The following is a 13,116-nucleotide window of genomic DNA, read 5'->3' as shown; positions in this document are numbered from 1 at the left end:
CCGCACCCTCGTTTTTTTCGGTAAAGAAAATGACAACAGCTAATCAGACCATTCGCATTCGCCTCAAAGCGTTTGATCATCGTCTCATCGACAAATCCGTCCGTGAGATCGTTGATACCGCCAAGCGCACCGGCGCGATTGTGCGCGGCCCGATTCCCCTGCCAACCCGGAGGGAGCGCTATACCGTGCTGATTTCGCCGCACGTCAACAAAGACGCGCGTGACCAGTACGAAATCCGCACGCACAAGCGCCTGCTGGACATCGTTGAGCCCACGGATAAGACCGTGGACGCGCTGTCCAAGCTGGACCTGGCAGCGGGTGTCGATGTGCAGATCAAACTGCAGTAAGACAAACAGGCGGCCGTAAAGTCGGCCATTTAAAATTACTTCCGTTGTCTGTGGATTCGCAGACCGGAAAAACCATTTGGACTACCGCCCTGACGTGGCGGCAAGCAAGAGGTTGTACTCATGCCAATCGGATTGATAGGCCGTAAGTGCGGGATGACGCGCGTGTTTACGGAAGCTGGCGAATCTGTGCCAGTAACCGTGATCGAAGTGCTGCCGAACCGCGTAACGCGCGTTAAGACCGCTGAGACTGACGGTTACCGCGCTGTTCAGGTCACCACTGGAAACATCAAGGCAAATCGCTTGACCAAACCGCTTGCGGGTGAATTCCGCAAAGCCGGTGTCGAAGCGGGTCGTGGTTTCTGGGAGTTCCGCCTCGACGAGAACGAAGGCGATGACCTGGCTGCGGGTAGCGAAATTACCGTTGATGCGCTGGCGGAGGCCAAGTTGGTCGACGTCGTCGGCACCAGCATTGGTAAAGGTTTCGCGGGCGCCATCAAGCGTCATAACTTCTCCAGCCAGCGTATGTCTCATGGTAACTCGCTGTCGCATCGCGCGCCGGGTTCCATTGGTCAGAACCAGACTCCGGGCCGCGTGTTCCCGGGCAAGAAGATGGCTGGCCACCTGGGTAACGCGCGTCGCACGGTGCAGAACCTTGAAGTTGTGCGTGTCGATGCAGAGAAAAACCTGCTTTTGATCAAGGGGGGTGTGCCGGGTGCCAAGGGTGGCGATCTGGTCATTCGTCCGGCGGTCAAAGGCGCGGCGTAGGCGAAATCATCATGCAGTTGAATCTTCATATCGGTGACGGATCGGTCGAGGTCGGCGACAAAGTGTTTGGCGCGGATTTCAACCAGGATCTCATTCATCAGCTGGTCACGGCCTATCAGGCTGGTGGTCGCGCTGGAACCAAGGCTGGCAAAAACCGCGCTGCAGTAAGTGGTGGCGGTCGTAAGCCGTGGCGTCAGAAAGGTACCGGCCGTGCCCGTGCAGGTACCATCCGCTCGCCCATCTGGGTTGGCGGTGGTCAAGCCTTTGCTCTGCATCCGCGTGATTTTTCTCAGAAAATCAACAAGAAGCAGTGGCGCGCCGGCTTGCGTTCAATTCTGTCTGAATTGAACCGTCAGGAGCGTCTGCGTGTGGTCAAGGAGATCAATCTGCCTGACCATCGGACCAAGAGCGTGCTGGCCTGGCTGTCTGGTGTTGCCGAAGGTCGCGTGCTGGTTGTGGATACCGAGATGGGTGCCGAGCTTCAGCGCGGTGCGTCCAATCTGTGGAATGTTGAACTGTGCGAAGCGGCGCGTTTGAATCCGGCCGCGTTGGTTGGCGCCGATTACGTGGTGCTGACGGCGCGTGCGGCTGAAGCTCTGTCGGAGACGTTGTCATGAATGCTGCGCAGTCTGCACAAGAACGTGCCTTCCAGGTTCTCCTCGCGCCGCTGGTGACTGAAAAGTCCTCGCGCGTTGCTGAAGAGGGCAATGTTGTGGTGTTCGAGGTTGCTCGTGATGCGAGCAAGCCGGAAATTCGCCGCGCGGTTGAAGGTCTCTTTGACGTTAAGGTCGCTGCCGTGACCACGGTTAATGTCAAGGGCAAAAGCAAGCGTTTCGGGCGTAGCTTCGGTCGTCGCTCGGACTGGAAAAAAGCTTACGTGAAGCTGGCCGAGGGCCAGGAAATCGACTTCACGTCTGGCGTCAAGTAAGCCCCGGATCGTAAAGGGAATCTCTATAATGGCCACTCAAAAAGCCAAACCGACTTCAGCAGGGCGGCGTCACGTCGTTCGCGTGGTTGGCCAGGACCTGTACAAGGGCCGGCCGCACCAGGCATTGGTCGAGAAAAAGTCGAAAACTGGCGGTCGTAACAACGCTGGCCGTATCACCACCCGGCATCGTGGTGGTGGTCACAAGCAGCGTTATCGTGTGATCGATTTCAAGCGTAACAAGGACGCGGTTGCGGCCGTTGTCGAGCGTATTGAATACGATCCGAACCGTACTGCCCACATCGCACTGCTGAAGTATGCCGACGGTGAGCGTCGTTACATCATCGCGCCCAAGGGCGTGAAGGCTGGTGACGCGATTCGTTCCGGTTCCAGCGCGCCGATTAAGCCCGGCAACTGCATGCCGCTGGCCAACATCCCGCTGGGTAGCGTGGTGCATTGCATCGAGCTGCGCCCGGGCAAGGGTGCGCAGTTGGCGCGTAGCGCTGGTGCCGCGGTTCAGTTGGTTGCGCGCGACGGTGGTCATGCCACCCTGCGTTTGCGCTCCGGTGAAATGCGCAAGGTGCCGGTTGAGTGCCGTGCGGTGATCGGTGAGTGCAGCAACGGCGAGCACAGTTTGCAGTCGTTGGGTAAAGCGGGTGCCAAGCGTTGGCGTGGTGTTCGCCCGACCGTTCGCGGTGTGGCGATGAACCCGGTTGACCATCCGCATGGTGGTGGTGAGGGTCGTACCTCCGGTGGCCGTCATCCGGTCAGCCCGTGGGCGATGCCGACCAAAGGCTATCGCACCCGTAAGAACAAGCGCACCGACAACATGATCGTTCGCGATCGTCGTCGTAAGTAAGGAGTCAGCATGCCCCGTTCGATTCGTAAGGGTCCGTTTGTTGACCTGCACCTGGCAAAGAAAGTGGCGGAAGCCGCTGATGCCCGGGTTAAGCGCCCGATCAAAACTTGGTCGCGCCGTTCCATGGTGACGCCGGATATGGTCGGTCTGACTATTTCCGTGCACAACGGTCGCCAGCACACGCCGGTGTATGTGTCCGAACAGATGGTCGGTCACAAGCTGGGTGAATTTGCACCGACGAGGACCTTTAAAGGTCACTCGGGTGATCGCAAGTCCTAAGAAGGAATAAGCGATGGCTACACAGGCTAAATTGAAACACGCCCGCATTTCGCCGCAGAAAGCGCGTCTGGTTGCTGATCAGATTCGTGGTATGCCGGTTGAGAAAGCACTGCAGCTGCTGACCTTCAGCAGCAAGAAAGGCGCCGACATCATCAAAAAGGTGTTGGACTCGGCAATTGCTAATGCGGAAAACAATGACGGCGCGGATGTTGACGAGCTGAAGGTCTCCGAGATCTTCGTTGACGGCGCGACGCCTCTGAAACGGATCAAAACGCGAGCCAAGGGCCGCGCCGACCGCATCATGAAGCGATCCAGCCACATCACCATCCGGGTCGCGGAGTAAGGAAGACAAATGGGTCAGAAAATCCAACCCGTAGGCTTTCGCCTGGGAGTGACCTCGGAATGGTCCTCCGTTTGGTATGCCGAGAAGGGTGAGTACCGCAAGAATCTGAACGAAGATCTGAAGCTGCGTGATTTTATTCGCGCCAAGCTCAAGAATGCTTCGGTCAGCCGAGTTCAGATCGACCGTCTGGCTGGTAAGGTTTCCGTGACCGTGCACACCGCGCGCCCGGGGATCGTGATCGGCAAGAAGGGCGAGGACATTGAGAAGCTGCGCCAGGCTGTGCAGGGCATGGTCGGTATGCCGGTCAAGCTGTCGGTCGAGGAAATCCGCAAGCCCGAGCTTGATGCTTATCTGGTGGCTGAATCGGTCGCGCAGCAGCTCGAGCGTCGCATCATGTTCCGTCGGGCCATGAAGCGCGCCGTGTCCAATGCGATGCGTCTCGGTGCCGGCGGTATCAAGATCGAAGTGTCGGGTCGCCTGAACGGCGCTGAAATTGCGCGTACTGAATGGTATCGCGAAGGCCGTGTGCCGCTGCATACCCTGCGCGCCGATGTCGATTATGGTCTGGCTGAGGCCAAGACCACCTACGGCATCATCGGAATCAAGGTGTGGGTGTTCCGTGGTGAGGTCTTTGAAGGCCAGGGCGAAAACACCACCCGCGAAGCGGCCGCCTAAGGAGTCATAAGTCATGATGCAGCCAAAGCGGACGAAATTCCGCAAACAGCAGAAAGGCCGTAACCGTGGCCTGGCCCAGAATGGCAACGCCGTGTCATTTGGCGAGTACGGACTCAAGGCAGTCGGTCGTGGTCGTGTGACCGCACGTCAGATCGAGGCCGCACGTCGTGCCATGACCCGTCACATCAAACGTGGCGGCAAGATCTGGATTCGTATTTTCCCGGACAAGCCGATCAGCAAAAAGCCGATCGAGGTTCGTATGGGTAAAGGTAAGGGTAATGTCGAGTACTGGGTCGCCCAGATTCAGCCCGGCAAGATGCTTTACGAAATGGAAGGTGTCGGTGAAGACGTTGCACGCGAGGCGTTCCGCCTGGCAGCAGCCAAACTGCCGATCAAGACTGTATTTGTTAATCGGACGATCCTGTGATGAAGGCCAGTGAACTTCGTGACAAGGGCGCTGAAGATCTCGCCGCTGAGCTGGTAGCTCTGCGCCGCGAGCAGTTCAATCTGCGCCTGCAGCTGGCCACTGGCCAGTCCATGAAAAGCCATCGGGTGCGTGAAGTCCGCCGCGAGATCGCGCGGGTTAAAACCATCCTGAATGAGAAAGGACGTCAGGCATGAGCCAGAGTGAAAAAGGCGCCCCGCGTTTGATGGGCACGGTCACCAGCAACAAGATGGATAAAACCATCACCGTTCTGGTTGAGCATCGTGAAAAACATGCGCTGTATGGCAAGTACATCTCGCGTTCGCACAAAGTGCACGCGCATGATGAGAGCAATGACTGCCAGATCGGCGATCGCGTTACGGTCGTGCAATGCCGCCCGCTGTCCAAGTCCAAGACCTGGAAGCTGGTCGAGATTGTCGAGCGTGCTGGTCTGGAGTAACGGAAAATGATTCAGACAGAAACTGTATTGCTGGCTGCGGATAACAGCGGCGCGCGCAAAGTTCAGTGCATCAAGGTGCTGGGCGGTTCGCATCGGCGCTATGCCAACGTTGGCGATGTCATCAAGGTCAGCGTCAAAGACGCGATCCCGCGTGGCAAGGTCAAGAAAGGTGAAGTGCATAACGCAGTCGTGGTGCGTACCCGTCATGGTGTACGTCGCCCGGATGGCTCGTTGATCCGCTTCGACACCAACGCAGCGGTGCTGTTGAGCTCCAAGCTGGAGCCGATTGGCACGCGTATTTTTGGCCCAGTGACCCGCGAGCTTCGCGAGAAGTATATGCGCATCATCTCGCTGGCCCCGGAGGTTTTGTAATGAACCGTATCCGTAAAGGTGATGACGTTGTCATCACAGCCGGTCGTGACAAAGGTCGTCGCGGTACGGTGATCGGCGTGCGTGACGACGAGCGTCTTCTGGTTGAAGGCGTGAATATCGTCAAGAAGCATGTCAAACCGAATCCGAATCAGGGTGTGCAGGGCGGTATCGTCCAGCAGGAAGCTCCGATTCATGTGTCCAATGTGATGCTGTACAACCCCAAGACCGAAAAAGCTGACCGCGTTAGCTACAAGGTTGTTGACGGGGTGAAGCAGCGTGTTTATCGCTCCACCGGCGACGTGGTCGGGGGCTAAGATATGTCGAATTTGCAGACTCTTTATCGCGACAAGCTCGCTACGGAAATCCAGCAGAAGCTGGACTGCCCGGTCATGGCGACCCCGCGCATCACCAAAATCACGGTGAACATGGGCCTGGGCGAAGCGGTAGCCGACAAGAAAATCATCGAGCACGCCGTGGCCGATCTGACCAAGATTACCGGTCAGAAACCGCAGGTGCGTCTGGCTCGTAAGTCGGTCGCTGGTTTCAAGATCCGTGACGGCTGGCCTGTTGGTGCACGTGTCACGTTGCGTCGCGAGCGGATGTACGAGTTTCTCGAGCGTCTGATTGTGATCGCACTGCCGCGTATCCGTGACTTCCGTGGTTTGAATCCGAAGTCATTTGACGGCAATGGCAACTACAGCCTGGGCGTGACCGAGCAGATCATCTTTCCTGAGATCGATTACGACAAGGTTGACCGCCTGCGCGGTATGGACATCACGATCACCACGTCGGCACGCAACGACGAAGAAGGGCGGGCTTTGCTTGATGCGTTCAAGTTCCCGTTCCGCAAGTAAGGCGTAGATATGGCTAAGAAAAGCATGGTGGCGCGCGAAACCAAACGCGCAAAGCTGGCCGCTAAGTACGCGGCGAAGCGGGCTGAGATCAAAGCACGGATCAAAGACCCGAATGCAAGTTTTGAAGACCGTTATCAGGCGGTTCAGGAGCTGCAGGCTCTGCCTCGCGACTCCGCTCCGGTACGCGGCCAGAATCGTTGTGAGCTGACCGGTCGTCCGCACGGTTATTACCGTCGCTTCGGCCTGGCGCGCAACAAGCTGCGTGAACACACCATGCGGGGCGAAGTCCCCGGTCTGAAGAAATCCAGTTGGTAACAACCGGGGATATCGGTAACTAAATTATGAGTATGACTGATCCCATCTCGGACATGCTGACCCGCATCCGCAACGGCCAGGCCGCGCGGTTGACCACGGTCTCCATGCCGAGCTCGAAAGTTAAGAAAGCGATTGCACAGGTGCTTCTGGACGAAGGCTATATCAGTGCCTTCAATAGTCAGAAGGACGGCGCCAAGGAAACTTTGAACATTGAGCTCAAGTACTTCCAGGGCAAGCCGGTCATCGATTTGTTGCAACGTGTGAGCAAGCCGTCGCTGCGGATCTACAAGAGCCGTGACGAGCTGCCCCAGGTTCTGGGCGGTCTCGGTGTGGCGATTGTCTCCACCTCCACCGGTGTGATGGCGGATCGCCAGGCACGCGCCAATGGCCAGGGCGGTGAAGTCCTGTGCATCGTGGCGTAAGGAGTCGACATGTCACGTATTGCAAAATATCCGATTGAACTTCCCAAGGGCGTCGAAATTAAAGTCGATGGTCAGGAAGTCACCGTCAAAGGCAGCAAGGGTCAGATGGCTCTGACGCTGAATGACGGTATCGAACTGGCAGTTGAAGGTAACGTGGTGCGCATTGCGGATTCGAGCATCGAACGCAACGCCGCAATGTCGGGTACGACCCGCGCGCTACTGGCTAACATGACGCAGGGCGTCAGTGCCGGTTTTGAACGTAAGCTGGAGCTGGTTGGTGTGGGCTACCGTGCGCAGGCTCAGGGCAAGAACCTGAATCTGACGCTGGGTTTCTCGCATCCGGTGGTTTATGAACTGCCGGAAGGCATCACTGCCGAAACGCCGAGCCAGACCGAAATCATTCTCAAGGGTTCGGACAAGCAGGTGCTTGGCCAGGCTGCTGCAGAAATTCGTGCTTACCGTCCGCCGGAGCCTTACAAGGGCAAGGGTGTGCGCTACGCCGATGAGTATGTGCGCCGTAAAGAAGCCAAGAAGAAATAGTCCGGGAAGGATTGAGTCGACATGGACAAGAAAATTGCTCGTCAGCGCCGTGCTCGCAAGGCACGTGCGAAGATTCACGAGTTGGAAATGCATCGCCTGTGCATCCATCGCACGCCGCGTCACATTTATGCCCAGCTGATTGAGCCGGAAAGCGGTCGCACGCTGGCTTCAGCCTCCACGCTTCAGAACGATGTGCGTGATGGCCTGAAGAACACCGGCAATGTTGAAGCTGCACGCAAAGTGGGCGCGTTGATTGCGGCTAAGGCCAAGGAACTGGGTGTTGAATCGGTCGCTTTTGACCGTTCCGGTTTCCGTTACCACGGCCGTGTTCAGGCACTGGCTGACGCCGCTCGCGAAGGCGGGCTTCAGTTCTAAGGAATCACAGTTATGGCGAAGACAGACAACGAAGCTCAAAGCGATCTGCAGGAAAAGCTGGTTGCGGTTAACCGTGTGGCCAAAGTGGTCAAGGGTGGCCGAATCTTCAGTTTCACCGCGCTGACCGTGGTTGGTGATGGCGCTGGCCGTGTTGGTTACGGTTACGGCAAAGCTCGCGAAGTACCGGTGGCGATCCAGAAAGCGATGGAGAAAGCTCGTCGCAACATGGTGGATGTGCGTCTGAAGGGCGACACGGTCCAGCACAAAGTTATCGGCCGTCACGGCGCGACTCAGGTGGTTATCCGCCCGGCGTCTGAAGGTACCGGTGTTATTGCTGGCGGCGCGATGCGTGCTGTTATGGAAGTGGCAGGCGTTCAGAACGTCTTGGCCAAGTCCTACGGTTCGCGTAACCCGATCAACGTGGTGCGTGCCACGGTCAACGGTCTGACCTCGATCTACGACCCCGAGTACATCGCTGCCAAGCGCGGCAAGAAAGTGGCTGAGTTGCTTGGCGACTCCTCCGCTGCCTGAGGACTGGTGTCATGAGCGAAACCAAAACCCTGCGTATCACCCTGGTCAAAAGCCTGAACGGTCGTCTGCAGTCTCACAAAGACTGCGTACGTGGCCTCGGTCTGCGCCGCATGCATCACAGTGTTGAACGTGCAGCCACGCCCGAAAACATGGGCATGGTGAACAAGGTTCGTTACCTGCTGAACGTAGAGGAAGTGTCGGCGTAAGCCGGCATGCGAGAAACGATGCGATTGAATGATCTGCGGTCCTCCAAAGGGGCCAGAAAAACCGCCAAGCGTGTAGGTCGTGGTCCGGGCTCCGACATGGGTAAAACCTGTGGTCGTGGCGTGAAGGGCCAGAAGTCCCGCTCCGGTGGTTACCACAAAGTCGGTTTCGAAGGCGGCCAGATGCCGCTGCAGCGCCGCTTGCCGAAACGCGGTTTCAACTCCGCTTCGCGCGAGCTGCGTGATGAAGTGCGTCTTGACGCCCTGGCTCGCTTCGGTGATGAAGCGGTAACGCTGGAAAGCCTCAAGAAAGCCGGCTTGATTCGTAACAAAGCCAGCCTGGTGAAGATCATCAAGGCCGGTGAGATCAGCGTGGCTGTCAAGGTCGACGGTGTGCCCGCCACGGCAGGCGCACGTGCGGCGATTGAAGCTGCTGGCGGTTCGGTCAACTAGGACGACACATGGCAAATCAGGGCCCACTCCCAGATTTCGGACGCCTGCAAGAACTGCGTAATCGCATTCTGTTCGTGCTTGGTGCTCTGCTGGTCTATCGGATCGGAACGTTTATTCCGGTGCCGGGGATCGACCCTGTCCAGCTGGAAGCCCTGTTTGAACAGCAGCGCGGGACCATTTTGGATCTCGGTGTCATGTTCACCGGTGGTGCGCTTGAGCGTTTGTCCCTGTTTGCGCTGGGGATCATGCCGTACATCTCTGCATCGATCATTATGCAGTTGATGACCGCGGTAATTCCTCAGCTCAAGGAAATGCGTAAAGAGGGTGAAGCGGGTCGTCGACGCATCACCAAGTACACGCGCTACGGCACGCTTGCTTTGGCAACCTTCCAGGCGATCGGGGCGACGATTGCGTTGCAGTCGAACGGCATTGCGATTAACCCGGGGCCGGGTTTCGTCTTCACCGCGACGATTTCGCTGGTCACCGGCACGATGTTCCTGATGTGGCTGGGTGAGCAGATTTCTGAGCGTGGTATCGGCAACGGTATTTCGATCATCATCTTCGCCAGCATTGTGGCCGGCCTGCCGTCAGCCTTGGGCGGTACAGCCCAGCTGGTGAGTGACGGTTCGATTCAAGGCTGGCAGGTTCTGGCGATTCTGGTGCTCGCATTGCTGGTGACCGCGTTCGTGGTTTATGTAGAACGTGCCCAGCGGCGTATCCCGATTCACCATGCGCGCCGGCAGATGGGGCGCCGCGGCTACTCGGCTCAGACGCAGCATTTGCCTCTGAAGCTGAATATGTCGGGTGTGATTCCTCCAATTTTTGCCTCGAGCCTGATTCTGTTCCCGGCTTCGATGGTTCGCTTCTTCGGTGAAGAGGGTGGCGGCCTGGTTCAAACCGTGGCCAATACGCTGTCGCCTGGTCAGCCGTTGTACGTGCTGTTGTACGCGCTACTGATCGTGTTTTTCTGCTTCTTTTACACCGCGATTGTTTTCGATTCGAAGGAAACCGCGGATAACCTGAAGCGTTCCGGTGCATTTGTACCGGGCGTACGCCCCGGTCGCCAGACCGCGTCCTACATCGATAAGGTGTTGACACGTTTGACGGTGAGCGGTGCTGCGTACATCACAGCTGTATGTCTGCTGCCGGAATTCCTGATTCTGGAGTGGAACGTACCGTTTTATTTCGGCGGCACGTCGCTGCTGATCATCGTCGTGGTGGTGATGGATTTCATGGCGCAGCTGCAAGCGCACATGATGTCGCACCAGTATGACGGCTTGTTGAAAAAGGCCAATCTGAAAGGATCTGGCAAGGCAGGGGTTCCGCGCTAGTCGCGGCCTGCAGGAGAATACACATGAAAGTTCGTGCTTCAGTCAAAAAGATGTGCCGCAACTGCAAAGTAGTTCGGCGCCAGGGCACGGTGCGCGTGATCTGCAGCACCGACCCCCGTCACAAGCAACGTCAAGGTTGAGTTGAGAGTATGACTCACGTTAAAATGTCTGGTTTGATTTCTCGCGTTTTCGCGGCTCGGAGGGTTTAAGATGGCGCGTATCGCGGGTGTAAACGTACCGGCTAACAAACATACGGTGATTGCACTGCAGTCGATCTACGGTATTGGGGCGACCCGTGCTGCCAAGATCTGTGCAGACAGCAACATTGCACCGTCGGCCAAGATCAAGGATCTGACCGATGCAGAACTGGAAGCGCTGCGCGCTGGCGTAGGCCAGTACGACGTCGAAGGTGATCTGCGTCGGGAAGTGTCAATGAACATCAAACGATTGATGGACCTGGGTTGCTATCGCGGCCTGCGTCATCGTCGTGGGCTGCCCGTTCGCGGCCAGCAGACTCAGACGAATGCTCGTACCCGCAAGGGTCCGCGTCGTCCGATTCGTAAGTGATTCACAGGGTATAAGGAATGGCTCAGCCAAAATCTGCGCGCACTAAAAAACGCGTCAAGAAAAACATCCCTGAAGGGATTGCGCATATTCACGCAACCTTCAACAACACCATCATTATGATCACCGATCGTCAGGGCAATGCTTTGGCTTGGGCGACCAGTGGTGGCAGTGGGTTCAAGGGTTCGCGCAAGAGCACGCCGTTCGCTGCCCAGGTCGCCGCCGAGAAGGCTGGCACCGTAGCCGCTGAACATGGGGTGAAAAATCTGGAAGTTCGCGTAAAGGGCCCTGGCCCGGGGCGTGAATCCGCGATTCGTTCGCTCAATGCCAACGGTTTTCGTATCACCAACATCACGGACGTGACGCCGATTCCGCATAACGGTTGCCGTCCGCCCAAGCGTCGTCGGGTCTAAGGAAATATCATGGCGAAGTACACCGGTCCTAAGTGTAAGCAAGCGCGTCGCGCTGGCACCGACCTGTTTCTGAAGAGCCGCGGTCGTAGCCTGGAAGGCAAGTGCCGCATTGACGCTCCTCCGGGTCAGCATGGTGCGCGTCGTGGCGCCCGGCTGTCTGACTACGGCTTGCAGTTGCGTGAGAAGCAGAAGCTGCGCCAGATGTATGGCGTGCTGGAGCGTCAGTTCCGTAACTACTACAAGAAAGCAGCCCAGCAGAAGGGCGCCACCGGCGCGTTGCTGCTGCAGATGCTTGAGCGTCGTCTTGACAACGTCGTTTACCGTATGGGCTTTGCCGCCACGCGTGCCGAGGCGCGTCAGCTGGTGAATCACAAAGCCATCAGCGTAAATGGTCAGACCGTGAATATTCCGTCCTATCAGGTCAGCGCTGGTGACATCGTGTCCGTGCGTGAGCGTGCTAAGAACCAGATTCGCATTAAAGATGCGCTGGATGTGGCCACGCAGGTTGGTCTGAAGGATTGGGTTGAAGTCGACGAAAAGAAACTGGAAGGCACGTTCAAGTCGATACCGGATCGTGACCAGTTCCTTGAAGACATCAACGAAAATCTTGTTGTCGAGCTTTACTCCAAGTAAACGCTGACAATTCCCTGGATGCAGAGCAAGAGGTGAACGCATGAGTGGCGTTTCCGAACTTTTGAAACCCCGCCTGGTTGAAGTCGAAGAACTCGGCCCCAACCGCGCGAAAATCGTGCTGGAACCGCTGGAACGCGGTTTCGGTCACACCCTGGGCAACGCCCTGCGCCGGATCATGCTGTCGTCGATCCCCGGTGCGGCAATCACCCAGGTGGAAATTGACGGTGTTGTGCATGAGTACTCCACCATTGAAGGTGTTCAGGAAGATGTCCTCGACATTCTGCTGAACCTGAAGAACGTCGCTGTGCGCATGAATGCGCGTGAAGAAGCCAAGCTGACGCTGAAGAAGTCCGGCGATGGTGCGGTGACGGCTGGCGACATTCAGCTTGATCATGATGTGGAGATCGTCAATCCGGATCTGCATCTGGCCAATCTGACCGGTGGAAGCCTGGACATGACGCTGACCGTTACACGTGGTCGTGGTTATGTTCCTGCGGCGAGCCGTGCCAGCATGAGCGAAGAAGAAACGGATTTGGTCAGTGGGCTGCGTCTGGACGCTTCCTACAGTCCGGTTCGTCGCGTCAGCTACAGTGTGGATGCAGCGCGTGTTGAACAGCGGACCAATCTGGACAAGCTGATTCTCGACGTGCACACCAATGGTGGCATCGCACCGGGCGAGGCTGTTCGTGTTGCCGCTGGCATTCTGCGCGATCAGTTGACCGTATTCGTTGATCTCGATGAAGAAGCTGCAGCACCGCAGCCGGAAGCTGGTCCCAGTGAAGAAGTCAATCCGGCGCTGATGCGGCCGATTGATGAGCTGGAGTTGACCGTGCGTTCGGCCAACTGCCTGAAAGCGGAAAACATCTACTACGTGGGCGATTTGGTCCAGCGTACTGAAGTTGAGTTGATGAAGACGCCGAACCTCGGTAAGAAGTCGCTCAATGAAATCAAGGATGTCCTGGAGCAGCAAGGTCTGAGCCTGGGCATGGAACTGGACAGCTGGACTTCGCCGAGCAGCGAAGCCAAGGCTTGA

27 protein-coding genes are annotated in these 13,116 nt (G+C 57.3%); all 27 read left to right on the top strand.

Annotated features, from left to right (window positions below; all coding sequences use genetic code 11):
• The first annotated feature begins 29 nt into the window (after positions 1 to 29).
• Positions 30 to 347: a 30S ribosomal protein S10 gene (gene rpsJ, locus ATO7_RS03910; protein WP_083559701.1), complete on the top strand. Its 318-nt coding sequence runs from the start codon at positions 30 to 32 to the stop codon at positions 345 to 347.
• Positions 348 to 467: 120 nt separating this feature from the next.
• Entirely contained in the window at positions 468 to 1,112 is a 645-nt protein-coding gene (rplC, locus tag ATO7_RS03905; RefSeq protein WP_083559699.1) for a 50S ribosomal protein L3, read from the top strand.
• Positions 1,113 to 1,123: 11 nt separating this feature from the next.
• The gene (rplD, locus tag ATO7_RS03900) at positions 1,124 to 1,729 is read left to right on the top strand and encodes a 50S ribosomal protein L4 (RefSeq protein ID WP_083559697.1); all 606 of its coding nucleotides are present in this window, start codon (positions 1,124 to 1,126) and stop codon (positions 1,727 to 1,729) included.
• On the top strand, positions 1,726 to 2,040 hold the full coding sequence (gene rplW, locus ATO7_RS03895) for a 50S ribosomal protein L23 (protein WP_083559695.1): 315 nt from the start codon (positions 1,726 to 1,728) through the stop codon (positions 2,038 to 2,040). Before rplD ends, rplW begins: the two co-directional genes overlap by 4 nt.
• A 28-nt stretch (positions 2,041 to 2,068) precedes the next feature.
• Positions 2,069 to 2,896: a 50S ribosomal protein L2 gene (gene rplB / locus ATO7_RS03890; RefSeq protein WP_083559693.1), complete on the top strand. Its 828-nt coding sequence runs from the start codon at positions 2,069 to 2,071 to the stop codon at positions 2,894 to 2,896.
• 9 nt (positions 2,897 to 2,905) lie between these two features.
• A complete protein-coding gene (rpsS, locus tag ATO7_RS03885; protein ID WP_083559691.1) occupies positions 2,906 to 3,175 on the top strand; it encodes a 30S ribosomal protein S19 in 270 nt (89 codons plus the stop codon).
• A gap of 13 nt (positions 3,176 to 3,188) precedes the next feature.
• Complete coding sequence (gene rplV, locus ATO7_RS03880; RefSeq protein WP_083559689.1) at positions 3,189 to 3,518, top strand: 50S ribosomal protein L22; 330 nt, start codon at positions 3,189 to 3,191, stop codon at positions 3,516 to 3,518.
• Between the two features lie 9 nt (positions 3,519 to 3,527).
• Positions 3,528 to 4,193, top strand: coding sequence for a 30S ribosomal protein S3 (rpsC, locus tag ATO7_RS03875; protein ID WP_083559687.1), 666 nt, complete (start codon positions 3,528 to 3,530; stop codon positions 4,191 to 4,193).
• A gap of 13 nt (positions 4,194 to 4,206) precedes the next feature.
• Positions 4,207 to 4,620 (top strand): 50S ribosomal protein L16, encoded by a 414-nt coding sequence (gene rplP / locus ATO7_RS03870; RefSeq protein ID WP_083559685.1) that lies wholly within the window; start codon positions 4,207 to 4,209, stop codon positions 4,618 to 4,620.
• The gene (gene rpmC, locus ATO7_RS03865; RefSeq protein ID WP_083559683.1) at positions 4,620 to 4,814 is read left to right on the top strand and encodes a 50S ribosomal protein L29; all 195 of its coding nucleotides are present in this window, start codon (positions 4,620 to 4,622) and stop codon (positions 4,812 to 4,814) included. The genes rplP and rpmC overlap by 1 nt, the downstream gene beginning before the upstream one ends.
• Positions 4,811 to 5,077, top strand: coding sequence for a 30S ribosomal protein S17 (gene rpsQ, locus ATO7_RS03860; protein ID WP_083559681.1), 267 nt, complete (start codon positions 4,811 to 4,813; stop codon positions 5,075 to 5,077). Before rpmC ends, rpsQ begins: the two co-directional genes overlap by 4 nt.
• Before the next feature lie 6 nt (positions 5,078 to 5,083).
• A complete protein-coding gene (gene rplN, locus ATO7_RS03855; protein ID WP_083559679.1) occupies positions 5,084 to 5,449 on the top strand; it encodes a 50S ribosomal protein L14 in 366 nt (121 codons plus the stop codon).
• Positions 5,449 to 5,763 carry a 50S ribosomal protein L24 gene (gene rplX / locus ATO7_RS03850; RefSeq protein ID WP_083559677.1) on the top strand — a complete coding sequence of 105 codons (315 nt, stop codon included), beginning with the start codon at positions 5,449 to 5,451 and terminating at the stop codon, positions 5,761 to 5,763. Before rplN ends, rplX begins: the two co-directional genes overlap by 1 nt.
• A 3-nt stretch (positions 5,764 to 5,766) precedes the next feature.
• The gene (gene rplE / locus ATO7_RS03845) at positions 5,767 to 6,303 is read left to right on the top strand and encodes a 50S ribosomal protein L5 (protein ID WP_083559675.1); all 537 of its coding nucleotides are present in this window, start codon (positions 5,767 to 5,769) and stop codon (positions 6,301 to 6,303) included.
• Between the two features lie 9 nt (positions 6,304 to 6,312).
• Complete coding sequence (rpsN, locus tag ATO7_RS03840; protein WP_083559673.1) at positions 6,313 to 6,618, top strand: 30S ribosomal protein S14; 306 nt, start codon at positions 6,313 to 6,315, stop codon at positions 6,616 to 6,618.
• A gap of 26 nt (positions 6,619 to 6,644) precedes the next feature.
• Positions 6,645 to 7,040: a 30S ribosomal protein S8 gene (rpsH, locus tag ATO7_RS03835; RefSeq protein ID WP_083559671.1), complete on the top strand. Its 396-nt coding sequence runs from the start codon at positions 6,645 to 6,647 to the stop codon at positions 7,038 to 7,040.
• Positions 7,041 to 7,049: 9 nt separating this feature from the next.
• Positions 7,050 to 7,580, top strand: a complete 531-nt coding sequence (rplF, locus tag ATO7_RS03830; protein WP_083559669.1) for a 50S ribosomal protein L6 — start codon at positions 7,050 to 7,052, stop codon at positions 7,578 to 7,580.
• 21 nt (positions 7,581 to 7,601) lie between these two features.
• A complete protein-coding gene (gene rplR / locus ATO7_RS03825) occupies positions 7,602 to 7,955 on the top strand; it encodes a 50S ribosomal protein L18 (protein WP_083559667.1) in 354 nt (117 codons plus the stop codon).
• A gap of 12 nt (positions 7,956 to 7,967) precedes the next feature.
• Positions 7,968 to 8,486: a 30S ribosomal protein S5 gene (gene rpsE, locus ATO7_RS03820; RefSeq protein WP_083559665.1), complete on the top strand. Its 519-nt coding sequence runs from the start codon at positions 7,968 to 7,970 to the stop codon at positions 8,484 to 8,486.
• 11 nt (positions 8,487 to 8,497) lie between these two features.
• Positions 8,498 to 8,692: a 50S ribosomal protein L30 gene (gene rpmD / locus ATO7_RS03815; protein WP_083559663.1), complete on the top strand. Its 195-nt coding sequence runs from the start codon at positions 8,498 to 8,500 to the stop codon at positions 8,690 to 8,692.
• Positions 8,693 to 8,710: 18 nt separating this feature from the next.
• Positions 8,711 to 9,142 (top strand): 50S ribosomal protein L15, encoded by a 432-nt coding sequence (gene rplO, locus ATO7_RS03810; protein WP_083559661.1) that lies wholly within the window; start codon positions 8,711 to 8,713, stop codon positions 9,140 to 9,142.
• Positions 9,143 to 9,150: 8 nt separating this feature from the next.
• Positions 9,151 to 10,473 carry a preprotein translocase subunit SecY gene (gene secY, locus ATO7_RS03805; RefSeq protein ID WP_083559660.1) on the top strand — a complete coding sequence of 441 codons (1,323 nt, stop codon included), beginning with the start codon at positions 9,151 to 9,153 and terminating at the stop codon, positions 10,471 to 10,473.
• Between the two features lie 23 nt (positions 10,474 to 10,496).
• Positions 10,497 to 10,613, top strand: a complete 117-nt coding sequence (rpmJ, locus tag ATO7_RS03800; RefSeq protein ID WP_083559659.1) for a 50S ribosomal protein L36 — start codon at positions 10,497 to 10,499, stop codon at positions 10,611 to 10,613.
• A gap of 70 nt (positions 10,614 to 10,683) precedes the next feature.
• Entirely contained in the window at positions 10,684 to 11,040 is a 357-nt protein-coding gene (rpsM, locus tag ATO7_RS03795; protein ID WP_083559658.1) for a 30S ribosomal protein S13, read from the top strand.
• 17 nt (positions 11,041 to 11,057) lie between these two features.
• Positions 11,058 to 11,450 carry a 30S ribosomal protein S11 gene (gene rpsK / locus ATO7_RS03790; RefSeq protein WP_083559656.1) on the top strand — a complete coding sequence of 131 codons (393 nt, stop codon included), beginning with the start codon at positions 11,058 to 11,060 and terminating at the stop codon, positions 11,448 to 11,450.
• A 9-nt stretch (positions 11,451 to 11,459) separates the two neighbouring features.
• A complete protein-coding gene (gene rpsD / locus ATO7_RS03785; protein ID WP_083559654.1) occupies positions 11,460 to 12,083 on the top strand; it encodes a 30S ribosomal protein S4 in 624 nt (207 codons plus the stop codon).
• 40 nt (positions 12,084 to 12,123) lie between these two features.
• The gene (locus ATO7_RS03780) at positions 12,124 to 13,116 is read left to right on the top strand and encodes a DNA-directed RNA polymerase subunit alpha (protein WP_083559652.1); all 993 of its coding nucleotides are present in this window, start codon (positions 12,124 to 12,126) and stop codon (positions 13,114 to 13,116) included.

Origin of the sequence: Oceanococcus atlanticus, from assembly GCF_002088235.1 — a bacterium.
Classification (GTDB): Bacteria; Pseudomonadota; Gammaproteobacteria; order Nevskiales; family Oceanococcaceae; genus Oceanococcus; species Oceanococcus atlanticus.
The sequence above is the reverse complement of the archived record's forward strand: the minus strand, read 5'-3'. Positions and strand labels throughout refer to the sequence as shown.